Annotated in this window: 32 protein-coding genes; 23 read left to right on the top strand and 9 right to left on the bottom strand. The window is 43.0% G+C overall.

The genetic code is table 11. The annotated features are described in order from the left end of the window. Positions 1–15: 15 nt before the first annotated feature. The 3 genes from EDC16_RS07030 (at position 16) to EDC16_RS07020 (ending at position 1,365) form a co-directional block, all read left to right on the top strand. The gene (locus EDC16_RS07030) at positions 16–279 is read left to right on the top strand and encodes a type B 50S ribosomal protein L31 (RefSeq protein WP_132966815.1); all 264 of its coding nucleotides are present in this window, start codon (positions 16–18) and stop codon (positions 277–279) included. A 13-nt stretch (positions 280–292) separates the two neighbouring features. Next, positions 293–436: a type B 50S ribosomal protein L36 gene (gene ykgO / locus EDC16_RS07025; protein WP_132966813.1), complete on the top strand. Its 144-nt coding sequence runs from the start codon at positions 293–295 to the stop codon at positions 434–436. 101 nt (positions 437–537) lie between these two features. Continuing rightward, positions 538–1,365, top strand: a complete 828-nt coding sequence (locus EDC16_RS07020; protein ID WP_132966811.1) for an endonuclease/exonuclease/phosphatase family protein — start codon at positions 538–540, stop codon at positions 1,363–1,365. A 68-nt stretch (positions 1,366–1,433) separates the two neighbouring features. Here the strand turns inward: EDC16_RS07020 and rpsI are convergent, their stop codons facing one another. The 4 genes from rpsI to EDC16_RS07000 form a co-directional block, all read right to left on the bottom strand. Beyond that, positions 1,434–1,826 carry a 30S ribosomal protein S9 gene (gene rpsI, locus EDC16_RS07015; protein ID WP_084257202.1) on the bottom strand — a complete coding sequence of 131 codons (393 nt, stop codon included), beginning with the start codon at positions 1,824–1,826 and terminating at the stop codon, positions 1,434–1,436. A 16-nt stretch (positions 1,827–1,842) separates the two neighbouring features. Continuing rightward, entirely contained in the window at positions 1,843–2,271 is a 429-nt protein-coding gene (rplM, locus tag EDC16_RS07010) for a 50S ribosomal protein L13 (RefSeq protein ID WP_132966809.1), read from the bottom strand. 217 nt (positions 2,272–2,488) lie between these two features. Then, positions 2,489–3,898 (bottom strand): sugar porter family MFS transporter, encoded by a 1,410-nt coding sequence (locus EDC16_RS07005; protein ID WP_132966807.1) that lies wholly within the window; start codon positions 3,896–3,898, stop codon positions 2,489–2,491. Between the two features lie 20 nt (positions 3,899–3,918). Further along, positions 3,919–5,058, bottom strand: coding sequence for a carboxylesterase family protein (locus tag EDC16_RS07000; RefSeq protein WP_232517294.1), 1,140 nt, complete (start codon positions 5,056–5,058; stop codon positions 3,919–3,921). A gap of 117 nt (positions 5,059–5,175) precedes the next feature. On the opposite strand from EDC16_RS07000, the gene EDC16_RS06995 reads away from it, so the two are divergent. From EDC16_RS06995 to EDC16_RS06975, 5 genes are all read left to right on the top strand, one after another. Continuing rightward, complete coding sequence (locus EDC16_RS06995; protein WP_165894209.1) at positions 5,176–6,087, top strand: AraC family transcriptional regulator; 912 nt, start codon at positions 5,176–5,178, stop codon at positions 6,085–6,087. A gap of 121 nt (positions 6,088–6,208) precedes the next feature. Continuing rightward, positions 6,209–6,658 carry a Z-ring associated ZapG family protein gene (locus tag EDC16_RS06990; protein ID WP_132966801.1) on the top strand — a complete coding sequence of 150 codons (450 nt, stop codon included), beginning with the start codon at positions 6,209–6,211 and terminating at the stop codon, positions 6,656–6,658. 83 nt (positions 6,659–6,741) lie between these two features. Further along, positions 6,742–9,834 carry a beta-galactosidase gene (locus tag EDC16_RS06985; RefSeq protein WP_132966799.1) on the top strand — a complete coding sequence of 1,031 codons (3,093 nt, stop codon included), beginning with the start codon at positions 6,742–6,744 and terminating at the stop codon, positions 9,832–9,834. A gap of 141 nt (positions 9,835–9,975) precedes the next feature. Further along, a complete protein-coding gene (locus EDC16_RS06980; RefSeq protein WP_132966797.1) occupies positions 9,976–10,155 on the top strand; it encodes a type II toxin-antitoxin system HicA family toxin in 180 nt (59 codons plus the stop codon). A gap of 25 nt (positions 10,156–10,180) precedes the next feature. After that, positions 10,181–10,585, top strand: a complete 405-nt coding sequence (locus tag EDC16_RS06975; RefSeq protein WP_132966795.1) for a type II toxin-antitoxin system HicB family antitoxin — start codon at positions 10,181–10,183, stop codon at positions 10,583–10,585. Between the two features lie 838 nt (positions 10,586–11,423). Here the strand turns inward: EDC16_RS06975 and EDC16_RS06970 are convergent. Further along, a complete protein-coding gene (locus EDC16_RS06970) occupies positions 11,424–12,473 on the bottom strand; it encodes a phage portal protein (RefSeq protein WP_132966793.1) in 1,050 nt (349 codons plus the stop codon). Further along, positions 12,470–14,257 (bottom strand): terminase large subunit domain-containing protein, encoded by a 1,788-nt coding sequence (locus EDC16_RS06965; RefSeq protein WP_132966791.1) that lies wholly within the window; start codon positions 14,255–14,257, stop codon positions 12,470–12,472. The genes EDC16_RS06970 and EDC16_RS06965 overlap by 4 nt, the downstream gene beginning before the upstream one ends. 170 nt (positions 14,258–14,427) lie before the next feature. On the opposite strand from EDC16_RS06965, the gene EDC16_RS06960 reads away from it, so the two are divergent. The 12 genes from EDC16_RS06960 to EDC16_RS06905 all read left to right on the top strand — a co-directional run bounded on the left by EDC16_RS06960 (position 14,428) and on the right by EDC16_RS06905 (position 20,229). Beyond that, a complete protein-coding gene (locus EDC16_RS06960) occupies positions 14,428–15,264 on the top strand; it encodes a GPO family capsid scaffolding protein (protein ID WP_132966789.1) in 837 nt (278 codons plus the stop codon). Between the two features lie 27 nt (positions 15,265–15,291). After that, the gene (locus tag EDC16_RS06955) at positions 15,292–16,335 is read left to right on the top strand and encodes a phage major capsid protein, P2 family (RefSeq protein ID WP_132966787.1); all 1,044 of its coding nucleotides are present in this window, start codon (positions 15,292–15,294) and stop codon (positions 16,333–16,335) included. A 1-nt stretch (position 16,336) separates the two neighbouring features. After that, on the top strand, positions 16,337–17,008 hold the full coding sequence (gene gpM, locus EDC16_RS06950) for a phage terminase small subunit (RefSeq protein WP_132966785.1): 672 nt from the start codon (positions 16,337–16,339) through the stop codon (positions 17,006–17,008). A 103-nt stretch (positions 17,009–17,111) separates the two neighbouring features. Next, entirely contained in the window at positions 17,112–17,615 is a 504-nt protein-coding gene (locus tag EDC16_RS06945; protein WP_165894207.1) for a head completion/stabilization protein, read from the top strand. Further along, the gene (locus tag EDC16_RS06940) at positions 17,615–17,824 is read left to right on the top strand and encodes a tail protein X (protein ID WP_132966783.1); all 210 of its coding nucleotides are present in this window, start codon (positions 17,615–17,617) and stop codon (positions 17,822–17,824) included. Before EDC16_RS06945 ends, EDC16_RS06940 begins: the two co-directional genes overlap by 1 nt. Positions 17,825–17,838: 14 nt before the next feature. Then, positions 17,839–18,066, top strand: coding sequence for a phage holin (locus EDC16_RS06935; RefSeq protein ID WP_132966781.1), 228 nt, complete (start codon positions 17,839–17,841; stop codon positions 18,064–18,066). After that, a complete protein-coding gene (locus EDC16_RS06930) occupies positions 18,050–18,574 on the top strand; it encodes a lysozyme (RefSeq protein WP_132966779.1) in 525 nt (174 codons plus the stop codon). The genes EDC16_RS06935 and EDC16_RS06930 overlap by 17 nt, the downstream gene beginning before the upstream one ends. Then, the gene (locus EDC16_RS06925) at positions 18,559–18,918 is read left to right on the top strand and encodes a hypothetical protein (RefSeq protein WP_132966777.1); all 360 of its coding nucleotides are present in this window, start codon (positions 18,559–18,561) and stop codon (positions 18,916–18,918) included. Before EDC16_RS06930 ends, EDC16_RS06925 begins: the two co-directional genes overlap by 16 nt. Further along, the gene (lysC, locus tag EDC16_RS12930; protein ID WP_132966775.1) at positions 18,842–19,114 is read left to right on the top strand and encodes an Rz1-like lysis system protein LysC; all 273 of its coding nucleotides are present in this window, start codon (positions 18,842–18,844) and stop codon (positions 19,112–19,114) included. The genes EDC16_RS06925 and lysC overlap by 77 nt, the downstream gene beginning before the upstream one ends. Continuing rightward, entirely contained in the window at positions 19,107–19,322 is a 216-nt protein-coding gene (locus EDC16_RS06915) for a TraR/DksA family transcriptional regulator (RefSeq protein WP_132966774.1), read from the top strand. Before lysC ends, EDC16_RS06915 begins: the two co-directional genes overlap by 8 nt. After that, positions 19,319–19,786, top strand: a complete 468-nt coding sequence (locus EDC16_RS06910) for a phage tail protein (RefSeq protein ID WP_132966772.1) — start codon at positions 19,319–19,321, stop codon at positions 19,784–19,786. The genes EDC16_RS06915 and EDC16_RS06910 overlap by 4 nt, the downstream gene beginning before the upstream one ends. Further along, positions 19,786–20,229, top strand: a complete 444-nt coding sequence (locus EDC16_RS06905) for a phage virion morphogenesis protein (RefSeq protein ID WP_132966770.1) — start codon at positions 19,786–19,788, stop codon at positions 20,227–20,229. The genes EDC16_RS06910 and EDC16_RS06905 overlap by 1 nt, the downstream gene beginning before the upstream one ends. Here the strand turns inward: EDC16_RS06905 and EDC16_RS06900 are convergent. Further along, complete coding sequence (locus tag EDC16_RS06900; RefSeq protein ID WP_132966768.1) at positions 20,214–20,465, bottom strand: hypothetical protein; 252 nt, start codon at positions 20,463–20,465, stop codon at positions 20,214–20,216. The two genes, EDC16_RS06905 and EDC16_RS06900, sit on opposite strands and share 16 nt — an antisense overlap. Before the next feature lie 70 nt (positions 20,466–20,535). Here EDC16_RS06900 and EDC16_RS06895 point away from each other — a divergent pair, with 70 nt between their 5' ends. Further along, complete coding sequence (locus tag EDC16_RS06895; RefSeq protein ID WP_132966766.1) at positions 20,536–23,598, top strand: phage tail tape measure protein; 3,063 nt, start codon at positions 20,536–20,538, stop codon at positions 23,596–23,598. A gap of 24 nt (positions 23,599–23,622) precedes the next feature. Here the strand turns inward: EDC16_RS06895 and EDC16_RS06890 are convergent, their stop codons facing one another. After that, positions 23,623–24,036 carry a type II toxin-antitoxin system HicB family antitoxin gene (locus EDC16_RS06890; RefSeq protein WP_132966764.1) on the bottom strand — a complete coding sequence of 138 codons (414 nt, stop codon included), beginning with the start codon at positions 24,034–24,036 and terminating at the stop codon, positions 23,623–23,625. A gap of 47 nt (positions 24,037–24,083) precedes the next feature. Then, positions 24,084–24,260 carry a type II toxin-antitoxin system HicA family toxin gene (locus EDC16_RS06885; RefSeq protein ID WP_132966761.1) on the bottom strand — a complete coding sequence of 59 codons (177 nt, stop codon included), beginning with the start codon at positions 24,258–24,260 and terminating at the stop codon, positions 24,084–24,086. Positions 24,261–24,422: 162 nt separating this feature from the next. Here EDC16_RS06885 and EDC16_RS06880 point away from each other — a divergent pair, with 162 nt between their 5' ends. Both EDC16_RS06880 and EDC16_RS06875 read left to right on the top strand, forming a co-directional pair. Further along, positions 24,423–24,947, top strand: a complete 525-nt coding sequence (locus EDC16_RS06880) for a phage baseplate assembly protein V (protein WP_132966759.1) — start codon at positions 24,423–24,425, stop codon at positions 24,945–24,947. A 2-nt stretch (positions 24,948–24,949) separates the two neighbouring features. After that, positions 24,950–25,291 carry a GPW/gp25 family protein gene (locus EDC16_RS06875; protein ID WP_132966757.1) on the top strand — a complete coding sequence of 114 codons (342 nt, stop codon included), beginning with the start codon at positions 24,950–24,952 and terminating at the stop codon, positions 25,289–25,291. Position 25,292: the final 1 nt, after the last annotated feature.

Below are 25,292 nucleotides of genomic sequence, written 5' to 3'. Positions count from 1 at the left end.
TATTGAGGCTAAACCATGCAAAAAAATATTCACCCCGGCAACTATCGTACTGTTTTATTTTATGATTCCAACGCCAAAACCGGTTTTCTAATCCGTTCTTGTGCCAGCACCAATGGCACCATGAAATGGGAAGACGGCAAAGAATATCCGGTGTTTATGTGTGATACCTCTTCAGCATCACACCCTTACTACACCGGTAAAACCCGTCAATTAGGCACTGAAGGGCGTGTCAGCGACTTCAGCAATCGCTTTGCCAAATTCGGCTTAAAAAGCAAATAAGGAGTAAAGTAACATGCAAGTATTATCATCATTGAAAAGCGCCAAAACTCGCCATCAAGGCTGTAAAATTGTACGCCGCCACGGCGTGGTTTATGTGATCTGCAAAGAAAATCCACGCTTTAAAGCCCGCCAAGGAGGCTGTAAGAAAAAACGCTAGGATTTTTTTCATTGAAAAAAAACTTAATAAATTTTATTATCGATACTCACAGCTATAATTCTGTGGCTGTGAGCCATATTATTTTTTATAAGGAATAGATAATGAAATTACACCATTTGTCAGGTTTTATTGCATTATTATCGAGCGTTGGCTTATCTGCTGCGCCATTAAATGTTGCCACTTACAATATACATCACGGCGCTGGTGAAGATGAGGTTTTAGATTTACAACGTATTACGAATGTATTGAATAAGTTAGACGTGGATTTGGTCGGTTTGCAAGAAGTGGATATCGCTAACGGCAGAACCGGATTTGTCAGTCAAGGTAAATATATTGCGCAGCAATTGCAAAATGCGCAAAATACGCCTTGGAAAACCTTAAATGCAGCCGCTATCGAATTTGAAAATGGTGAATATGGTAATGCGATTATCTATAAATCCGATGTATTAACTTTAAATGATTATAAAGTGGTGCGCTTGCCGGATCCTGATGGCGATGGCCAACGTTCAGCGGGTGTTGCAACCTTTACAGATAAAGATGGCATCACCTTTCAATTTGTTGCCTCACATTTAACCCACAAAAACAAAACTGAAAATGGTAGCACTATTCAATTGACATCACTGAAAATGGTTGAAGACAACCTTGATTCTAAGCTACCGACCATTTTTGTAGCCGATTTCAATGCTTCGATCAGAAAAGAAGATAATCATAATTTGGATACGATGGCGTATTTGATAAAAAATAACTGGCGGATTGATAGTCCGTTGGAAGGGGCGAGTATCCCGGATGAGCCATGGATTATTGATTATGTGGTCAGCAAAAATCACGATAAATTAAAAGTCAACAGTGCGCAAATTGTGTTAGATGATTTGACTAAAGTTGCTTCTGATCATTTCCCAGTGAAAGTAAACTACCTACTAGAAAAATAGTGATTAAAAAAGCCGATTGGTTTCCCAATCGGCTTGTATATCCACCAGTATAATACTGTACGGTAAAATTAACGTTTGCTGAACTGTGGACGACGACGTGCTTTACGCAAGCCGACTTTCTTACGTTCAACTTTACGAGCGTCACGAGTGACGAAGCCGGCTGCACGCAGTGCAGGGCGTAAAGTTTCATCGTATTCCATCAGAGCACGAGTGATACCGTGACGGATCGCACCTGCTTGACCGGAAATACCACCACCTTTAACCGTGATGTACAGATCCAATTTTTCAGTTAATTCAACTAACTCCAGCGGTTGACGTACGATCATACGAGAAGTTTCGCGACCGAAATAAACGTCTAACTCACGTTGGTTGATAGTGATTTTACCACTGCCCGGTTTGATAAATACACGGGCTGAAGAGCTTTTGCGGCGGCCTGTGCCGTAGTTTTGATTCTCTGCCATAATCTTGATCCCGTGATTAAATGTCTAAAACTTGTGGTTGTTGCGCAGCGTGGCTGTGTTCAGCACCGGCATACACTTTCAATTTGCGATACATTGCACGACCTAAAGGACCTTTAGGCAACATACCTTTAACCGCAATTTCAATCACGCTTTCAGGACGACGCTCGATCATCTCTGCGAAAGTCGCTTGCTTGATACCACCGATGTGACCTGTGTGCCAATAGTAGATTTTATCGCTTTGTTTGTTTCCGGTTACGGCAACTTTTTCAGCGTTAATCACGATGATGTAATCACCGGTATCGACGTGTGGAGTGTATTCGGCTTTGTGTTTACCACGTAAGCGACTTGCGATTTCAGTAGCCAAACGACCTAAAGTTTTGCCGGTCGCATCAACTACATACCAGTCACGTTTTACAGTTTCCGGTTTTGCTACAAAAGTTTTCATTAAATGATTACCAAAATAAAATTTTTAAACCCTGTGCTTAATATAACAACATCAAGCACACCTCTAAATTGATTGCTGCACCCCTTCGAGTGAGAACTCAATTAAATTTACGCGGTGGGAAATACCGTTCGTAATACAGGGTCGCAAGATTATATAAGAAAGGGTTTCAAAAAGCGAATCTTTTAGTAAAAAAATAGTCCAAAAGATTCGCATTCATTTAATTTTTATGTAAATCTTCCAACTCTTGATTAGCGGTTTCAGGAATAAGCCATTTGACCATAAAGAACGAGCCTATACAGCAAATACCATAAAACAAATAGGTTGGTGCAAGTCCAAAGGCTTGCAACATCGGAGGAAATGTCCAAGTAACAATAACATTACCAATCCAGTTAGCACAAATTGCAATGCCAAGCCCTGTTGTTCGAATACGATTAGGAAAAATCTCCCCTAAAACAACCCAAATCGCAGGTCCCCAAGTTCCACAAAAGAAAATATAAAAGACATGTGCACTAATTAAGGCTAACCAAGATAAATGTGCTGGCAACACCAGCCCATCTGCACTTTGATCCGCACTCATAAAAATAAAACCGGTTATCCAAAGAGAAACGCCCATGCCAATAGAACCAATCAGCAGTAATTTACGTCGACCTATTTTATCAATGTATAACATCCCAATTACTGTCATTAACACACCTATGATTGTTGTGCCAATAGGAACAACAAAAGAAAGCGATTGGGAGAACCCAACTGCACTCCAGAGGGAAGATGCATAATATAAAATGATATTAATGCCGGTAAACTGTGAAACAAATGCAAAACAAATACCAACCCAAACGACAGGGATAAAAAGTGTTTTTGATGATAATACGTTTTTAATAGAAATGATTTCATCTAAATTTCCTAAACTTTGCTGAATGTTTCGAATTTTAGTATCAGCCGCCGTTTCACCTGTATATTTTATTAATACTTGTTTTGCTTCGGTTAGCTTATTTTTACTGACCAGATAACGAGGTGATTCAGGTAATTTGAATGCCATAATCCCATATAACACCGCAGGAAAAATTTCGACTAATAACATCCAACGCCAAGCTAATAATCCCCCCCATAATTCGGCATTTGGAGAGTTTTGAATATTGGCAAGAAGGTAATTAGAGATAAAAGATACCAGCAAACCAACAGCAATAGCAAGTTGTTGTAAGCTGCCTAAACGACCACGCAGATGAGCTGGTGAGACTTCGGCAATATAAGCCGGCGCAATCACTGCTGCAATTCCGACACCAACGCCACCAACGAATCGCCAAATTGAGAAATCCCATAAACTGACGGCTAGCGCTGAGCCAACGGCTGAAATAGAAAACATCACTGAAGCAACCAGCATAACTTTCACCCGACCAAAACGCATCGCAGCAAACCCAGCGTACCAAGCACCAACTGCAGAGCCGACTAATACCGATGCAACCGCAAATCCTAATTCGCCTGAGGTGAGTCCGAAGCCAAACTCGACACTACGAATAGATTCAACAGTACCGCTAATAACGGCAGTGTCAAACCCAAATAGAAAGCCGCCAAGCGCAGCAATAATTGAAATATAAATAACCGCACTTGGCGTGTTTTTATTACTGTTCATAAAAAGCTCCTTATATTGGTTTAACCAATTTGTTGTTTTAGCCATTGAAAAATAGATATACCATCTATATTTGGAATGTTTTCATAGAGGTATAAAAAAACACAATGTGGATCAAAGTGAATATCTTGAATAGTGATATCTGAAAAAAATTGATATTTAATTTTTGGGTTTTTATTGTGTAGATAATTAATGATATATTCACTATTTTCAATAGGAACAATTTGGTCTTTTAAACTATGCAGAAACCAGATAGGCGTGTTATTTAATTTATCTAGCAAATCATCACTTGGGATTTGTGCTGGACAGGCAATAATGCCGGCAGAAAATAATGCGGGACCATCAGTTAATAATCGTAACCCTTGATAGCCTCCCATTGATACACCAATAATATAAATTCTATTTCGATCAATGTGTGAATATTGCAATAGAATATTCTCAATCAATTGAATTAAAGTTTTAGTATAATCTTGTGAGCCTAAATAAGTTACATTATTTACTTTAAATTCTTGCAGCCAGAAATCAGGGCATTGCGGTGCAAGAATAAATGGATAATCAAAGAATCGTTGTAGAGCGGGTTCAATAAAGATAGCAATAGCTCGATCAGCAATAAGATGACTTTGATTATCTCCCCCCTCTCCTGCACCGTGTAGATAGATAATTAATGGATGACATGTACTGTTTTCTTGGGGGGTATAGAGATTATAATGAATATTTTTAAATGAATAAAAGTTAAATTTGTCTGATTCTAAATGCTGAATGGGTAATATTTTAATATCGTCTAATACCTGGTGGTAAATATCTTTTATTTGGTGATTGAATTCAATTTTAAATTGAATATGGCAGCGCTGTTGGCGGAGTCGCACTCGGTCAAATTTTAGAGTTTTCGTTATTATACAATCTAGTGTTTGTTCAATAAATAACGTTAATCTTGAGGAGTTATGTTGTTCGATATGTCCAATAGCTAGCTTTTGCCACTGGTTATTCGTATTTTCACTAGATAAGAAAACAGAAATTGTATCTACGTTGAATGATGATATTTCTGAAATTGGGATTGAAAAAGATAATATTAATTGAGTAATTCGTTCACCCAGAATATCAATTTTAGTTATTGGCAAGCATTCACAATAAAAATTGAGCAGATTTTTTCTAACCATTTCCATCACCTATTGATTACCTCTGTTTTATATCGTAGTATGATAATATCAGATGAAAAATATCGCTTTCTAACACAATTTTCGCTATTTTTTATAAAAATCGTATTTTATAAGAGGTTTACTATGAAAATCACATTAAAATTAATGAGTGATTCAGCTGAAATCATTCAATCCTATTTGCCCTATGTCCGTATTGGTATTCAATGTAATAAATTATCAGATTTTAATGAGATGAAAGTATTATGCCATTGGCATGAAGATATTGAGTTGGTTAAAATTTTAAGCGGTGAAATGTATTATTATGTGAATGGAAAAACATTTGTTTTAACGAAAGGTGATGGCATTATAGTGAATGCGAAAGCAATGCACTATGGCTATTCTTCATCTGGGGAAGATTGCGATTTTATTTGCGTATTAATTAACCCTGTAATTTTTAGTGCCGAAAAAATTTTATACCAAAAATTTGTTGAACCTATTATCTATGCCAAACAGCTGGAAGCGAACTATTTATCTTCTGAACAACTTGCACATCTTGCTATTTTACAAGATATTGAAAAATTAGGTGCTTTGCATTTACAAGCTCAACATTTAGGCAACGGTATTGACATGGAATGCGTTGCTGTGGCTTACCAATATTGGCACAAATGGTTTAATTTAGTGAAAGATTCTCTCACCGGGGAGGACAAAGAAGAATCTGAGGAAATTATATTACAGAAAAAAATGACAAGTTTTATCCACCAAAACTATATGCATCCGCTACGATTAGACAGTATTGCTGCTTCGGCACATATTTGCCGTAGCCGTTGTTGCAAATTGTTTAAAAAATATATGCAGCAAAGCCCGATGTCATTTTTGAATGCTTATCGAATTGAGGTTAGCCAAACACTGTTAACGAATACTTCATTGAGTATTACCGAAATCGCATTAAGTAGCGGATTTAATCATTTGAGTTATTTTTCTAAGCAGTTTTATCTGTTAAGCCAATGTACACCAAAACAGTATCGTCAACGATTTCAAAAAGAAGCACGCAACTAAGTGATAAAATTTGTGATCTAAATCTAAAAAAACATGATTTAATACTTAGCTTTATCGCCATAACATTTTATACTCTAAGGCAGTTATTCTATTTTTTATTGCTTAATTTTAGGAGGAGTGAATGAACAACGAATTATTACACAATATCTGGGTTGTTGCCGGGCTGGGTGCCATGGTTGGTTTTATATTGGCTTATTTTTTTATCAGAATAACCAGCGGTAGTGTCAAAAAACAGTTAAAAACCGAGTCCGAATTAAAACAGGTGAAAACTGAGGTTGAACAGCAGAAAAACAAGATCGAGGAACATTTTGCCGAAAGTGCGGATCTGTTGAAATCGTTGGCGCAGGACTATCAGCGCTTATATCAGCATTTAGCCAAAAGCTCGGTGGCATTATTACCGGAAGCCACAGCAAAAGAAATTTTTGCTCAAGATTTGTTGGCAGACAAAACGGCTGAAACGTTTGATGAAAATGTGGTAAGTGCGGTCAGCGAGCCACAAAACGACGAAAAAGCACAACCTAAAGATTATTCTAAAGGCTCTTCGGGCTTGTTAAAGTCTAAAGAATCTTAAAGATAATGTCTTAATACAAAAAGTTTAATTTATTGAAAAGCAACGATTTTCCGTTGCTTTTTTAACACCTGGAGAGTGGTATTATGCGGGAATTCAGTGAAATTATTAAAGCCAGAGATTGGGAAAATCCATTAGTGACATCCTCGTTATCGCGACTGGCAGCACATGCGCCGTTGTGCGCTTATCCCGATGTGCAAAGTGCGGTCAGCAAAGCACCATCGCCTCATCAGCAATCGCTGAACGGTAGCTGGCAATTTCAACTGTTCGCTAAGCCGGAGGCTGTGCCGGAAGCCTTTATTCAACCGTACTTTGATGATGCCGACTGGCTGACGATTGCCTTGCCGTCCAATTGGCAGTTGCAGCCGAATGTGGCGGATAACCCGATTTATACCAACATTCAATATCCGTTCCCGGATAATCCGCCTTATGTGCCGCAAGTGAATCCGACCGGCTGTTACCGCACTTCGTTTGTATTGCCGCCGGAGTGGCAACAGCGCCAAGTGCGGATCAATTTTGACGGCGTGAACAGCGCTTTTCATTTGTGGTGTAACGGACGTTGGGTCGGTTATGCGCAAGACAGCCGTGTTGCCGCCGAGTTTGATTTAACTGAATTTGTGCAAGCGGGTGAAAACCGGTTGGCGGTGATGGTGCTGCGCTGGAGTGACGGCTCTTATCTGGAAGATCAGGATATGTGGTGGCTGAGTGGCATTTTCCGCGATGTGACCTTGCTTAGCAAACCGCAGTTGCATATTGCCGATGTCGAAATTCAAGCGGATTTGGATGCGATTTATCAAAACGGGCAACTTGTGGTCAAAACCCGTTTGAATCAAAACAGCGAATTGTCAAAAGTGCGGTTGCAGCTGTTTGACGGCGATCAATCGCTGTTGGACATCACCCATTCAATCGCACAACAAGCAGCGGTCGATGAAAAAGGCGGCTATCAGGATCGGGTTCAGCAAATCGCCGGCGTACCGCAGGTGCAACCGTGGTCGGCAGAGATACCGCACTTGTATCGTTGTGTGATCAGTTTATTAGATCATAACAATCAACTGCTCGATTGCGAAGCCTATGATATCGGTTTCCGCAAGGTGGAAATTAAGCTGGGGCAACTGCTGTTAAACGGCAAACCGCTACTGATTCGTGGCGTAAACCGGCACGAGCACCATCCTGAACGTGGACATACGCTGACCCTTGAAGATATGCGGCAAGATATTATCTTGCTGAAACAAAACAACTTTAATGCAGTGCGTTGTGCGCATTATCCCAACCATCCCGCTTGGTATGAATTATGCAATCAATATGGTTTATATGTGGTGGACGAAGCCAATTTAGAAACCCATGGACAGTTTCCGATGCAGCGCTTGTCAAATGAACCCAATTGGTTGAATGCCTATTTGGAACGAGTTGTGCGTATGGTTGAGCGGGATAAAAACCACGTTAGTATTATCATCTGGTCGTTGGGCAATGAATCGGGTATTGGTAATAATCACCATGCGATGTATCAATGGCTGAAACAGCGCGACCCGAGCCGACCGGTGCAATACGAAGGCGGCGGCTCGATGACCTCAGCAACTGATATTATCTGTCCGATGTACGCCCGTGTTGAACAGGATCAATTTTTTGCTGCCGACGCAGTCACCAAATGGGCAATCAAAAAAGCGATTTCGATGCCTGGCGAACAACGACCACTGATTTTATGCGAATATGCGCATGCGATGGGCAACAGCGTGGGCAATTTTGCGCAATATTGGCAGGCATTCCGCCAATATCCACGGCTGCAAGGCGGTTTTATTTGGGATTGGGTCGATCAAGGTTTAACCAAATTTGATCAAGAAGGTAATCCCTATTGGGCGTATGGCGGTGATTTTGGCGATCAAATCAATGATCGTCAGTTTTGTATCAATGGGTTGTTATTTCCAGACCGCACTTTGCATCCGGCCATGTATGAAGTGAAAAAAGCGCAGCAGTTTTTCCAATTCAAACTGGCAAAGGCGGAGCAGGGCTATGAGTTGACCGTGACCAGCGAATACCAGTTCAAAACCGTGAAAGATTGCTTCCTGCATTGGAAACTCAGCGCCAACGGTTTTCCGATCCGCTTTAACTATAGCGGGCTGAACTTGGCGCCACAAGGCAGCCAAACAATCCGGATTCCGCTGGATATTCATCTGCTGCCGGATACGTTGTATTTGATTGATGTGGAAGTGGTGTTAAATCAAACTCAAACATGGGCAGAAAATGGTTTCAGCCTGGCAAAACAACAGTTTGTGCTGCCTGAGGTGATTGCACTGAGCGAGCCGCCATTGCGACCTTCTGCGCTACCGCACTTTGTTGAAGATGAAACACAATTAACGGTGCAGCAGCCGCATTTTCAGATTGTGTTTGATAAAAAGAGTGGTTTGCTCAGCAGTTGGCTGAAAAATGGCGCTGAACAATTGGCGCAACCGTTGCGCAATAATTTTTACCGAGCCCCATTGGATAACGACATTGGCACCAGCGAAGCACATCATGCCGATCCAAATGCGTGGATCAGCCGTTGGCAGCAGTCCGGTCTGTGGTCGTTGAGTGAAAAATGTTTGGCGTTCAAGCTTGAGCAGCTGTCCGATTGTTTGCAAATTTGTGTGCAGCACGGCTATTATCATCAAGAGCAGCTGCTGCTTAAAAGTCAATGGGTATATCGTATCACTGCAGAGGGCGAACTGGGTTTGGCTGTTCAGGTTGAAGTTGCCGACGGCTTGCCGTCGCTGCCGCGCGTGGGTGTTGAGTTGGCGCTGGTCAACAGCGATAGTCGCGTGAAATGGTTTGGGCGCGGACCGCATGAAAATTATCCGGATCGCAAAGATGCGGCACACATTGGGCAATATGATTTGTCACAATTTGAGCTGCACACCAACTACATTTTCCCAAGCGAAAACGGCTTGCGTTGCGATGTGCGTGAATTAACCGTGGCAGAACTCAACGTGACAGGGTTGTTCCATTTTGCAGTCAGTCGCTTCAGCCAAGCCAATCTGGCTGAAGCGCGTCACACTTGTGATTTAGTGGCGGATCCTTGTCTCTATGTTCGCCTTGATGGATTCCACATGGGCGTGGGCGGTGATGATTCATGGACCCCAAGTGTGCATCGAGAATATCAACTGTCACAAAAGCAATACCATTATCAGTTACACTTCACATTGTAACAGAGTGAGAGCAGCGGCTTATTTGCGGCAGGATATCGATTTTGTCGCAAATAGTACTCGTCGTATACACTTTAAACAACTATAAAACTTGTTTTCTTTAAAATTGGGGTTATAATAACTCTTGGATAAAAAGGATCATCTGTGGACAGCAAAAGTATCATAAAATTGATAGAGAAGGACGGCTGGTATCTTGTTGCAGTTAAGGGCAGTCACCATCAATTTAAACACCCAGCAAGAAAAGGACGGGTGACTGTGCCACACCCTAAAAAGGATTTAGACATCAAAACGACAAAATCAATATTAAAACAGGCAGGGCTATAGCCCTTTGAAATAGGAGAAGAAAATTATGCTCTATCCAATCGCAATCGCTATTGGTGATGAAAAACACGCTTATGGTGTGGTTGTGCCTGATGTGCCAGGCTGCTTTTCTGCTGGAGATACGCTGGAAGAAGCGTTTATGAATGCAAAAGAAGCGATTACTTTTCATATTGAAGGTATGTTAGAAGATGGTGACGAGATTCCACAGCCGAAACCGATTGAACAACATCAACAAAATGCTGACTTTAAAGATTTTATTTTGACATTTGTCGAAGTTGATTTGTCCCACTTATTGGGTAAATCAGAAAAAATTAATGTTACACTGCCGAGTTTATTGATTAAGCGGATTGATCAATTTGTGGCAACACATCCGGAGTACAAAAATAGAAGCCAATTTTTGACCAAAATCGCCACTGACAGGGTGTTTGCATAACGGTTTTTATCAAAGCTGCTCCCTCTCTCATACGACAACCGTACTTTTTACAACCACATGGCCCTTGAATTCATAACAAGGGCTCGTTTTATACCAAAAGTTGCCATAATTTTGCCAAGTTAAATTTGGTGCAATTTTAGTGCAAAATAGTGTTGTTTTCGATCTTAGCAGATCACGGCGGATCAGCTAAGCACTGTTTAAGCATACAGTAAAAAAGAGGTGATGATTATTTAAGTGGTTGTTTTAGATAATAAAAAGCCCCGATTAAAAAATCAGGGCTTGTGGATTATATTTACCAGTGGTGCCTAGGGCCGGCACAAGATCTAATTCTAGATCAAAGATCTAAAAGTTACATAGTGCAAAATATTGCACACTTTTTTAACTGTATAAAAATAAAGAGAAATTTTATTATTTTGAATTTGATCACAAAAAAAGATCAAAAAAACTGCGTTTTTTTGCGTAAAAATGCGTTAAAGGATCTAAATAAAAAGATCTCATTAGTGCCAATACTGGCAAGGATCTAAATGCTAACGCAGGTTGCGTTGAAAGCGGCATATTAAGTGTGCGGGCGTGGCGAGGATACGAGCGCGCGGGCGCGGGGTTGATGGCGTTTTTGGGTCGGTTTTTCTTGGATTTTTAGGATTGGCTTTGGATGTTTTTACGGTAAAAAAGTAAGTTTATTTATTGAAAATAAAGAAAAAATCGTGATTTTAAAGGATTTAATTTCGGATTATGGTATAATAAATTGTCAAAATATTTATTTAAAACAAGGGAAAAGACCTTGTTTTACTGGCGTAAAAATACCCCTATTCAGGGGCTATTTTTTGATGGAAAGGATCTAAACCGTTTGGCCAACGTTGGTTCTGTGGGCGTTGCTATTGCTATCTTTTTCTTTCAACAATTCATAATCTTTAAACGTGATCACTGTTTCGCCAAGCCATTCGTTCAGTTCTAATAGCCGTTCTTGTAGCGGCTGAATTTCATTGATAAAAAATACTTCTGCAGCTTTTGCCACATCACCGAAGCCGCCGGTATTGTTTGGGATTATCCCCATCAGTTGCGGCGGCACACGGTGGGCAGCAAGTACATCATCGCGACTAACATTTTTAATATTCAAAAACTCATCTTTGGCAGCAACATCGGCAAGCGGTATCACTTGTACACCGTCTTTTTTTCCGTTCGCTGAATACATAAACAAGTTCTTAAAATTGCCTGGCCCTTTCGCACCTTTTAGCTGTTCACGTAAATTATTAATATCTTCTTGATTATGCGCAGGGTCAGACATATACAAGATAAACCCAGCGTGTGCACCATTCAGATAATATTTGCGACGGAACAACGTTGCTGATTCATTCAGCCAAGCCGATTGCATTGCCGCTAAATATTCAGGAATGCCGTACACATCTTGATTTACGTCTGGTTCAAACAAGTGAAACACCAAGTGCGGTTGAAATTCATATTCATTTAGAATACCTTGCGGAACATAGAAAAATTTTCCATTCTCCACGCCTTTACGCACATACTTTGCCTTTGGCGCGCTAATCTTGATCACCTCACCAAACGGATTTTTCGTGAGTTCAAAATAAGCATTGCCGAATACCAAATAATCCAGCACGAATTTTGATAATTCCGTTTTGCTCAAGCGCGAATCCAATAAACAGGTACTTAACAAAATATTTTTCTTCACCTGAATGGCGCTCGCATGATGTGACGCAGCGCGGTAGGATTTCGCCAGTCCGCATAAATCCAACGGTGGATTGTAATATTTTTGGTTGTAAATCGTAGATTGTAGATAATCCAAAATTTCTGCCCGATCCAACATCGGCACGGGTTCACCAAAGCTAAAGGCTTCAATTTTATTATTTTGACAACTGTTTTGATTTTTCACGAATAAATCTCCATAAATGACTGATTGACCGTTGAAGTACCCTCGAACGGCTCATTGATTAACGTTTGCATAATCGCCCAAGCAATATCGCCGTGACTAGCTTCTTCCGAACGGTCGGCAAAGTAAGTAGTCTGCTTTCCGCTGGCGGTGAGTTGTTTTTTGATTGACATAAAACTGGCAGGAATATCATTGCCGAGCGAATCCCACTCCATACGCCCTTTGCTAATCACATCAAATGCTTTCAGTACCATGCGATTTTTTAAGTCTGGGTTATATTGATAACCAACGGCATCAGGACGGAACGTTTTCACGATTTGATAAACACCTGTGCCAAGCCCTGTCATATCAATACCGATTCTGCTCACATTATAACTGTCGCAATAATGGCGGATTCGCTCCGCTTGCTGTGCAAAGTCCATGCCATGAAAGGTTTGATAATGCAACACCCGAAATGTGCCACCCTCGACACGCGGTGGGGCAATAATTGCCAGTGCTGCACGGTCACCGGTATATGCAGGGTCGTAACCCAGCCATACTTCGCGATTTCCAAATGGGCGCAAATACAGCGGATTGAAATCTCGCCAGATTTCCAAGCTGTCCACCTGACACCGCTGCAACATAGCGAATTTAAACACACTTTCGTTATCGTCGATAAACTGACACATAAACAACTGCTCAAATTCATCGGCAGAATATTCTAGTTTCAAATCGTGAATATCAAACAGATTACAACCGCCATTTTCAGCGTCGTAAATATTCACGATTTGCCGCCATTGGTTATCCGGCCCTACTCGACCGTACTTTAAAAAATCGTGGGAAATATCAAACACGCCCTGTTGTGCTTTTGGTCGTCCACGGTTAAATCGTTTGCCGCTCCAAAACGGATAAGCGGAATGTGCCAGTGTGGACGGAGTGGAAAAATAAGTTTGTCGATACTGTTTCTGTGAAGCCATCGCCGAGGCAACTTTGCGGATTTCTTCAAAGCGCGGCACCCAGAAGATTTCATCAAAATACAGATTACCGTGATAGGATTGTGCAGTTTTGCTGTTCGTACCGAGAAAAATCAGTTCTGCCGAATTGGGCAACACAATGGTTTCGCCTTTTAATTCGACATCAGCAACACGTTTCGCATAATCAATAATGTAAGATCTGAACTGTAACGCCTGTTTTTTCGACGCTGAAATAAAAATCTGATTACGTCCGGTTTTTAGCGCATCAACAAAGGATTCCAACGCAAAAAAGTAAGTTGCACCAATTTGACGACTTTTTAAGATATTGCGGATTCGGTGTTTCAGCCCTGCATCGTGCCAAACTCGCTGATACGGAAACATCGTTTCAAGCAAACCATTGATCAACAATTCTTCCTGTTCTTGCGTAATTGGATTTTTATCTGCCGTTTTGCGTTCACCCTTGTTGCGATTTTTGATTTTCGGATTCAGATCCGTTTCATTACCGCCACCGTTGGAGTATTTTTTAATCCGCGCCACGCGCTCCATCTGCCGTTGTAGCAAATCAATTTCTTTAAAATCCGAACCGCTCTTTGGTTCTTTCATTATCAAAATGCAAAGTCTCGTTTCCAACGTGGCTTCCACTCGACCAATTGGGGCGATGTCGTCCCACTTCTCCCGCTCTTTCCAGCTTGAAATTGTTGACTGCGGAATGTTCAACTGCCGCGCAATTTCAGCGATTTTAAAGCCGTTCCAATATTTGATTTGTGCTTGCCGTTTGACATTAATATCAATTTTATTCAGTTCATTATTTAAATCGTCGGTTAATTCTTCCATTCACGCATTCCGGATATTTTTTATTAGCCGTATGATGTAAGTTATTCCGCTTTTGATACATTCACGCGCCTTGTCAAAATCCACCTCACAACCTCAACCGATAGACCGCACTTTGAAAAGTCAGCAACATAACCACGATTAACCCAATAACCCAACCGCAGGAATCCAATATGCCTAAAAAATCGAAATGGTTTGTTGTAGCCACCGAGGGCGCAACCACGGACGGCCGCAAAATTTCACGCGAATGGCTGACCCAAATGGCAGCCAATTATGACCCGAAAAATACTTACGCTGCACGAATCAATATTGAACACATCAAATTCCGCATGCTATGGAAAGACGAACCGCACGCCAAAGCCTACGGCGATGTGCTGGCACTGAAAACCGAGCAACGCGACGACGGCAAACTGCAATTATTGGCGCAAATCGAACCAACGGAAGATTTGATTCAACTGAACAAAGAACGGCAAAAAATTTACACCTCAATCGAAGTGGATTTGGATTTTGCCGACAAGGGCGAGGCCTATTTAGTCGGGCTTGCCGTCACCGATTCACCGGCCAGTTTAGGAACGGAAATGTTGCAATTCTGCGCCGGAGCAAAAGTCAATCCACTGGCTGACCGCAAACAGAAAGCCGATAACCTGATTTCAGAAGCGTTGGAATTTTCCTTGGATTTGGAAGAAATCGAAGCCGAAAAAGAAAGCATTTCCCTGTTCAGCCGCGTTGCGGAATTGTTGAAAGGCAAAAGCAAAAAAGATGATGTACGCTTTGCTGATCAATCTCAAGCGATTGAATTGTTATCCGGCCACACTGCCGAATTGACCGAGAAACAGACCGCACTTGAAGCAGAAAACCAAGCTAATTTGCACGCTTTGACCGCACTTCAAGCCACAGTGAGCGAGTGGGAAACCAAATTTAACCGACTGGCAAAACAGCCGGAAGCCAATTACAGCCAACGCCCTGTTGCCACCGGTGAAAAAACACCGGATGGCGGACGCTTCTTCTAATTTATTATTAACAAAGAGAATACCGACATGAGAACAGAAACCCGAGCTATTTTAAATGCGTATCTAACTGGCGTAGCACAAGACAACAGCGTTGATTTCAGCGGCATTCAAGCCGGCCAGAAATTTGCGATCACCCCGAGTGTTCAACAACGCTTAGAAAAAGCAGTTCAAGAAAGTTCCGAATTCCTGAAAATGATCAACATTATCGGTGTCACCGAACAGCAAGGCGAAGTGCTAGGATTAGGCATTGCGGGAACAATTGCCGGCACAACCGACACTACCGCCAAAGACCGTGAAACGCAAGATATTCACAAATTGACAGCAATTGCATATCACTGTCAGCAAATCAACTATGACACCCACAACACCTACGGCACACTGGATATGTGGGCGAAATTCCCCGATTTTGCCAAGCGTCTAGGCGAATTGAAAGCCGAACGCATGGCGTTAGACCGCATTATGATTGCATTCAACGGCGAAGAGCGCGTCAAAACCTCAAACCGCACCGCTAAACCATTGCTGCAAGACGTAGCAAAAGGCTGGTTGAAAAAAATCGACGAAGCCGTACCACAACGCACCATGAAAGAAGAAACCCAAGGCAGCGGCAAAATTGAAGTCGGTACGGGCAAAACCTACAAAACGCTGGATGCATTAGTTTATTCCGCCGTCAGCGATTTGATTGCACCACAGTTCCAAGACGACACCAAGCTGGTTGCGATTATGAGCCGTGATTTGATGGCGGATAAATACTTCCCGCTATACAACGACCAAAAAGCCACCGAGCAACTGGCAGGCGATACGATTGTCAGTCAAAAACGGGTCGGCGGTTTACGTGCAATCCAAGCGCCATATATGCCAAAAGGTACAATCTTGATCACCCGATTGGATAATCTTTCCATCTATTATCAAGACAGTGCAATGCGTCGTACCATTGTGGACAACGCCAAACGTGACCGAATCGAAGATTACACTTCATCTAACGATGATTTCGTTGTGGAAAATTACGAGCTGGTTGCGGTGTTAAAAAACATCAAAATGATTGACGCACCGGAAGATAAAGCGGGGGCGTAATATGCGACCAACTAAAGCACATTTTCTACGGGTCAGCGCAGAGCAAGAAAGTTCTGCGCAAGCGGAAACACTGGACGGGGCAACGGCTTACGAATTGATGTTGCACCAGTTAGCCGTGCATAAACGCAGCTTGCAACAGATCCAATCAAAAGAAGCAAAAGCGGAATTTAAAGCAAAAATCTTGCCGGAATATCTGCCGTGGATTGAGGGAGCATTAGAAAAAGGCACAGGTTATCAAGATAACGTGCTGATGACGTGGCTCACTTGGTCAATTGACTGTGGTAATTATGCGCTGGCAATCCGAATTGGTGAATATGCGTTGTTCCATGATTTAGTATTGCCGGACGGTTTCAGCCGCACAACCGGCACGCTGATTGCGGAAGAATTTGCGGATAAAGCCAAAATTTCGCGCGACATCAAAACTGATTTTGATTTAGCGGTGTTAGTGAATGTCAATGCGCTGACCCAAGAGCAGGATATGCCGGACGAAGTCCGCGCCAAACTGCTGAAAGAAATCGGCTTGCTACAAAAGGAAAACAACCAAATTGCAGCACTGGAGAATCTCAAGCGTGCGATGGAGTTGAATAATAATGTCGGGGTTAAGCAAGATATTGATAAATTAACGAAAGTCGTCGATAAATTGCAGTCCGAAAATACGGACAAAACCGAATAACCGAGCGTATCACGCCGACCAGCGGGGCGGGCAAAACGATAATTTATTATCTGCAAAAGCCCTCACCCCGCTATTTTTTTTATCAGTTTTAAGGTTAGCAAAAATGAACGGCACAATCGCAGTCAAAAAAATCACCGATTACAGCATGGACAAGCTGAAAACGCAGGTGACGGAAAATGCTATAGCGGACGAGATCATAACCAATAACGGTTTTTTTCCCGATATCTCCTTGCTTGCAATACGTAACGCGATGCGACTTGACGGCACTGTGACCAACGAGCGGCTGAAAAGTGCGGTCATCGAAGCGATGGCAAGCGTGAATTACGACTTACACCCATTCCGCCAACGGCATCAAGGCAACACACTGGCGACAGTCGAAGCGGAAACCGTCAACGGCGAATCAGTGCTAATTCAACGTTACAAAAGAGCAGTTTATTGTCTGACAGTTGCGGATTTAACCGAGCAATACCACAGCTACGATGCAACCAACAGCGGACGCAAAGAAGCCAGCGAACAAACGCCACTCATCGGCGAATTGCGCCGCAACGCCCGCTTTGCGATCAGCGATATCTTGGGCGAAGTGCGGTTGACGGCGGAGTTGATCTAATGGCAACGGTTTACGCACAACAGCATGACAGCTTAGATGCCATCGTTTACCGCTATTTTGGAAAAACTGCCGGATTGGTCGAACGGGTTTTAGAACTGAATCCAAAGCTGGCCGACCACATCACACTAGAAATCGGAACCGCGGTTATTTTGCCGGAAGTTGAACAAACACAGGCGGCGGAACGCTCCATACTGCAGCTTTGGGATTAGAAAAGGATTTAAAAATGTATAGAGATCCGGGGACAACAGGCTTGTCATATTGGGGGGCTTTTATCGCAACGGTCAGCGGCTATTCATGGCATGAGTGGGCATCAATTTTCGGGATAACTTTTGGTTTTCTGACGTGGTTTACAAATTGGTACTACAAACGAAAAGAATATCAATTAAGGCTGCGTGAGCTGGAACTACGAATTATCAACGAACGGAAACAAAAATATGAAAAACAGTCTTAAAAAAGTCATCGTTTGTGCCGTCGCCGCAATTATCGGCATCGTGATAGCCAATCACAGCGATGATATCAGAACAAGAGAGCGGGGATTGGAAATCATCGGCAACGCCGAGGGCTGCCGCCGTGATCCATATCAATGCCCGTCTGATGTGCTGACAGTTGGAATTGGCAGCACCGAAGCAGGCGGCGAAAAAATCCAACACAACCACACTTACAGCGACAGCGAAATTGCGCAACGCTGGGTCAACGATTTAATCACCGCCGAAAACTGTGTAAATCGTTATGGCAACGGCGCAAAAATGCCTCAAGGCGCATTTGAGGCAATGACCAGTTTAACCTTTAACGTCGGCTGCGGTGCCATGCGCCAATCGACCCTATTCCGCATGGCGAATCAGGGCTACAGCCCGGCAATGTGTGATCAGTTCTTGCGCTGGGTGTATGCCGGCGGCAAAAAGTTAAAAGGGCTTGAAATCAGACGACGCAAGGAGCGTGAATTATGTTTAACGGTTTAAATTTTCGTAATCTGGTGTTAATCGGCGCATTGGCTATCTGCGTCGGTTTAAGTATCTGCTTGAGTTATTCTCAACGCCAAAGCCAACGATTGAGCGAGCAAAACCGCACTTTGCAAGCCGAAAATCAATTGTTCGCCGAGCAGCAGAAAAACCAAGCGCAGCAACTGCACCGCTACCAACTGCAAGTTGACCAACTCAATAACGCATTGCAACAACAAAAACAGCACGCCGACAGCCGCACCGAACAACTTAATGAGGCACTGAAAAATGAACAAAATCAAACTTGGCGCAATCAGCCTGTCCCTGATGATATTAAACGCCTGTTCAACGCAAACGGTTTATAAAGCCACACCGCCAGCGCCTATTTTATGCCCCACAACCGCACTTTGCACCGCGCAAGTGCGGTTTAAACTCAACACCAATGGTGATTTTGCGATGGCACTTGACCGCACCTTGGGGCAACTGGAAATCTGCGCCATTGCGCACCATGCCTTGCAATCCTGCATTAATCAACATAATGAAACCCTAAAACATGACTGATATTTTTGACCAAGCCAGCCGAATCGAACAACTGCAACGGGATTTAGCTATTGCCAAACACCGCCAACCGAAAACCGCCAGCGCAATTTATTGCGATGACTGCGGCGAACCGATTCCCGAGCTACGCCGTAAAACGATTGTCGGCTGCACCCGCTGCGTCAGTTGCCAACAAATCGCGGAAACCAAAGCGAAAGGATACCGCCGATGATCAAACCGCCACTGCTGCGCCATGCGATTGAACAGACCATTCCAGAATTGAAGACCAATCCCGATAAACTGCTGATGTTTGTCGAAGACGGGCAAATTGTCGGCACCGGGGCACAGTCCGCAAGCTTTGAATATCGTTACTGGCTGACTATTATCCTGACCGATTTTGCTTACCCGCTGGACGTGCTGATTGTGCCAATTATGGATTTTGTGCGCCGTAATCAACCCGAAATCGTGGAAAATCCGTCACTACGTGAAAAAAGCATCCAATTTACCACTGAGCAACTGAACCACGACACCGCCGATATTGAAATCAAAATCAGATTGACTGAAGCCGTGCGGGTAGCGGAACAAGACGGCGTAAATCTGATTAACCATCTTGCAGAACCGCCGCTGTACGAGTGGGCAGAGGTAGAAAAATGGAAGCTATTTGTTAAAGGCGAACTGGTGCGGGAAAGTGAATAATGGACGCATTACAACTGGAACAACGTTTCGGCGCACTGTTAAGCCGTTTCAGCGTTGCCGAGCGTAGAAAATTACTGCGCAACGTCGCGCAAAAAGTCAGCACAAGCCAACGCCAACGCATCGGCGCACAGAAAAACCCCGACGGCAGCGCATACATTCCGCGCAAACCGCAAAAGCGGAAAGGCAAAATCAAGCGCAAAGCGATGTTTGTGAAGCTGAAAAGCAGCCGATTTATGAAACGAAAAAACAGCGGCGAACAAGCGGAAATCGGCTTTAGCGGCAGTGCCGGACATTTGGCAAGCGTGCATCAATATGGCTTGGAAGGACGAGTACAAAAAAATAAACCGCACAAAGTGCGGTATGACCAACGGGAACTGCTAGGATTTAGTGATTCGGATAAGCTGCTGATTGAGGATTTGATTATTGATCAGCTTGCGTTGTGATTTTTTTGTTGTTTATAACGGATATAAGCTAATGCGATCAAGCCACACCATGCAACAAAACCTAATAAAAAATGAATTTCAGACAGCCAAAGCACTGCCCCAATAAGCAGCAAGTAAGCAATAATAAGCGGAGAAAGAATAATGGTGGAAATTGCCGCAGGAATAGCAACACCGAAGAAAACACCGGCAACCGCACATAATGCGAAAAAGCCTAACAATAAAAAGAGTATTTCCATGATTTCCCCCTTGGTTTATTCGAATTATTGGGTAAACAAACAGCATTGTCAATGATAGAGGTCAATAAATATGAGTAATTTAAAACTGGAAGTCACCCTAAGCGCAATTGATAAATTGACTGCACCGTTTAAAAGCACTGTAAAACAAGCACAGAAATTATCTGAATCGCTGAAAACCGTCCGTTCAGAAAAGAAAGCATTGGAATCCACTTACAATAAAATGAATTCCATGCAGAAGCTCACCGAAAATATTACTGCTGCAAATACGGCATTGGATAAACATAAAAATAAATTAGCCAATTTGCGCACTAAAATCAGTAGTGAAAAAACTGATAAGCAAAATATTAAGAATTTACTCGATGAGGAAAAAAGGAATTTTAATTTTCTCTCTAAACGTCATGCTGAATATTCCGCTTCACAAGCTGCAAGCGGAAAACTGATCTCAACATCAAATGCAGCCATGATTCAATCACAATTTAAAATTAAAGGATTGAGCGAGCAATACCAAAAAATCAATGACAAAATCAAGAAAACAAACCAATCAATTCGTACTGAAAATAGCTTAGCAAAATCCAATCAGCAAGAAAAGGTTAAGCAATATTTAGCATTGCGCCAATTACGCACGCAATTAAAAGAAGCCGGAATCAATTCGAAAGATTTTGCCAAACATGAAACAACGGTGAAAGGAAAAATCGAAGCCGCAACCGCAGCAATCAATAAACAAAAAACCTCACTTGATAAACTGAATAAAACTAAAGCCTATAATCAACGCTACCATGATAATGTAGAAACACTGAAATCTCGCAGCGAGCAGCTACGCAATGTAGGACAAAAAAGCATGATCACCGGAGCCGGAATCACCGCCCCGATTGTGAATTCCGTGCGCGACTTTATGAGTTTTGAGGATGTGATGCTTGGCGTGGTTCGCCAAGTGCCGGGGTTGAAAGATGAGCTGGGCAACTTCACGCCGGAATATGACGTGTGGAAGAAAAAAGTACAAGACTTATCCAAAGAATTGCCATTAACCACCAATCAATTGGGCGATATGGTGACGGCTGCCGCCAGAATGGACATTCCGGTTGACCAATTAGAAGATTTTGTGCGGCTGAATACTCAAATGGCAACGGCATTCGATGCTGAAAATCCTGATGAATTGGTTGAATTATTTGGTAAGGTGCAGAAAAACTTTCGTATGACCACGAAAGAAGCAAAAGAATTAGCCGATACGATCAACTACCTTGATGATAATGCGATTTCCAAAGGCACAGATATTATCAATTTTCTGAATGATACCTCCGGTATTGCTGGAATTGTCAAAATCAACAATAAAAATCTTGCCGCCATTGGATCAACATTGCTCACAGCAGGACACGAAGCCAGCACATCAGCAAAAGCCGTTGAAGCAACATTTAACCGATTAAGTAAAGCAACACGTATGAAACCGGTGCAAAAGGGCTTGGCGGCATTGGGGCTTGATCCTCGAAAAATTCAAAAAGGTATGGTCACGGATGCCGAAGGCACATTAATGACCATCGTCGAAAAAATCAAAAAACTGCCGAAACATCTGCAAGCTGGTGTTATCAGTGATATTGCAGGCGGAAACTACAACACGCAACTTGCCGGATTGGTGACAAACACCGAAGAATGGCGACGACAAATAGCCCTTGCTAACAGCGAAGAAGCCAAAAACAGTATGGGAAGGGAATTCGATACCCGAATGCGTTCCATTTCGGCAAAATGGCAAGTCTTCAAAAATCGCCTATTCAACATCAATAGTACCGTCGGCGGCAGCTTAAAAGTCACACTTGAAAATTTAATGGATAAAATCAGCGGCGCGTTAGATAAAGTGCAAGAATGGGTTAATGCCAATCCTGAATTAACCGCTTCAATTATGAAATGGGTCGGCGGCATCGGTGCAGGATTAACAGTGATCGGCGGATTAGCGATGGGACTAAGTTTTTTACTTTATCCGATTGCACGATTAATTTTAGGTTTCGGACATTTAACCGGAATTAATAAAGCCATCAGCAACCGTTTTAAAGTATTGGGACGGGCAATCCGCACGACTGGCGGAGCATGGAATAAATTTGCTATTGCAATGAAATGGGGAGTCCGAATGTTATTGTCACCATTGAAATTAATCGCCGTATTATTTTCCCCAATAGGGTTAGCTATTGCTGGAGTTGCTTTAGCGGGAACAATGCTTTATAAACACTGGGAAAAAGTAAAAGCCTTTTTCGGCGGCTTCTTTGAGGGGTTAAAAAAAGGGCTTGCCCCGGTGATGGAAAAATTCAAACCATTGGGAACAGTATTTGGACTGGTTGCCGATGCGGTGAAAAAAGTGTTTGATTGGTTTGGCAAATTGCTAAGTCCAACAAAACAAACATCAGAGCAATTAGACAAAGCCAAAACCGCAGGAGAAAAATTTGGTAGCGCATTAGCAACCGCCATCGAGTGGATATTAAAACCGCTCACCCTACTGATCGATGGTATCACTTGGCTAATCGACAATATGCCAAAAATTGAAGTACCAAAAATCGAGATGCCAACATTGGAACAGCAGCAACTGACGCAAACCTTGAAAAATGGCAATGCGCAAAGCGGCTATGCTGCCGCTGCTGCGGTGAATGAGCAAGTGCCGAAGCAGTATCATTTTCCGGCACAAACAAAAGGAATCAACAGCCAATATAGTTACGGCAATGCCGCTATGGCAAACGTGCTAAAAAATGGCAAAGCCCGCGGCGGCTACACCGGAGACGGCTACAAATACAGCCCGGCGGGAATTGTGCACAGTGGCGAATATGTGATGACCAAAGAAGCAACCAGCCGAATTGGGATTAAAAACTTGAATTTGCTGAACTATGCTAAAAAAGGCATGGGTGCGTTTGCATTGTCGGCAGGGATGGCGACCAGCGTCGCGGCGCAACCGTTTGTTATCGACAACCGTCCGCCGTTGGCGGCAAAACCGCAGTCAGCACAAGCTGCACAAGTCGGCCCGATGACAGTCAATATCACCATCAACGGCACAAACCAAAGCCCTACCGAACTTGCTAGTGCTGTCCGTTTGGAACTGGAAAAATTAGACCGACAACGGCAAGCAAAAAGCCGTAGTGCGTTGTTTGACAGGGATTAAAAAACGGGGCAAATGCCCCGCTTTTTATGCCACACTTAAATCCAGATTTTTACCCAGCGCGGCAAAGGCGCGCGCTAAAGTATCAATTTTGGTGGTGTGTTCAAGATTGGTGATCCGCTGCACTTCTTGCGGCTTCACTTTTATACGTTTTGCCAATTCCACGTTAGAAATATTCTGCGCTACCATTTCATTTAATAGCAGCACTTTTGCTGACACGCTCAACGGCAATTCAATTAAATGCTCACCGTCTTCCGCTTGGCTTGGCTGTGGCACGGTGCGGCGATCTTCAAAGTAAAAATCCATAGCGGTTAAAAGTGCATCTTTTGCCATAAAAAGCGCGTCGTCGAAGTCATCGCCGCAAGTAATCGCCTCGGGAATATCACGAAATGTTACGTTATAGCCCTCGCCCTCTTTTTCAAATTTTGCCGGATAGAACATAGTTACCTCTTTTAGCCTGATGAAAGCCCCCCGAAAGGGGCTTTAGATTACTTGAGTCCTAATTGCTTTTTCACTGCCTGCACAGTCCCTGTTTTTATCTCTTTCGAGGGGTGGCGGGGAAGTACCGACTGTTTGCCATTAAGATAAAGTTTGATATGGTTCGAACCTTCTTTTTTCTCAACACCTTGAGCAATTAGCCATCTTAAAAACTCACTTTGCTTCATTTTTCCTCCGTGGCTTTAAGATGGATTTATAATAAACAAAAATGTTTATATTGTCAACCAAAAACAAACAAAAATGTTTATTTATTTTATCCATATTGTCAAACCACACATCACAACCCCCACAACACGACAACCGCACTTCCGCCCAGCAAAATGCAGTTTATGAAAACACTCGCTGACGTTATCCGCCGACTTGAAAATATGCACCGCTTTGGCTTGATTGCCGCGGTGGATCATGCCAATGCACGCTGTAAAGTGCGGTCGGGGCAAATCCTGACTGACTGGCTGCCGTTTGCCGCGATGCGTGCCGGCACAACAAAAACATGGTCACCGCCGACGGTGGGCGAACAGTGTTTAATTGTCGCATTAAGCGGCGAATTGACCACGGCAATTGTGATCACCGGGATTTACACCGCCGGAAGCGCACCAAGCCAAAGCCCAGATGAACACGTTATCGAGTTCGCCGATGGCGCACGGTTTGTTTACAACCAAGCCAGCAGTGATTTAAGCGTGACAGGCGTTAAAACCATAAATATCACCTGCCCGCAAACCACGATTAACGGTGATGTGCAGGTGAACGGAAAAATCGAAAGCACGGGCGACCAAATCGCAGGCGGTATTAGTCAGATTAATCACCTTCATGGCGGCATTTTGCCGGGTCCAGCAAAAACAGGGAAACCAGAATAATAATGGATAAAACGAACGGCAAAAAAATGACAGACGAAACGGCGCATATTCGCCAAAGCATTGCCGATATCCTGCAAACACCCGTCGGCAGCCGTATTCAACGGCGTGACTACGGCAGCATTTTACCGCTGCTGATTGACCGCCCAATCAGCCACGGTTTGGCGTTGCAGATTGCCAGCGCGTCGATTGTTGCCCTGCAAAAATGGGAACATCGAGTCGAAATCAGCGGTTTTAAAGTGCGGTTTTCCGCTGATGAAAAACACCACATCACCGCCGATATTGACGCAACCCAGCACACAAACCAAACCAAATTAACCTTTGAACAAATGCCCTTGGTGTTATAAA

Origin of the sequence: Testudinibacter aquarius, assembly GCF_004342725.1 — a bacterium.
In the GTDB taxonomy this organism is placed as follows: Bacteria; Pseudomonadota; Gammaproteobacteria; order Enterobacterales; family Pasteurellaceae; genus Chelonobacter; species Chelonobacter aquarius.
Note: the sequence above shows the minus strand (reverse complement) of the source record. Positions and strands in the feature narration are given on the sequence as shown.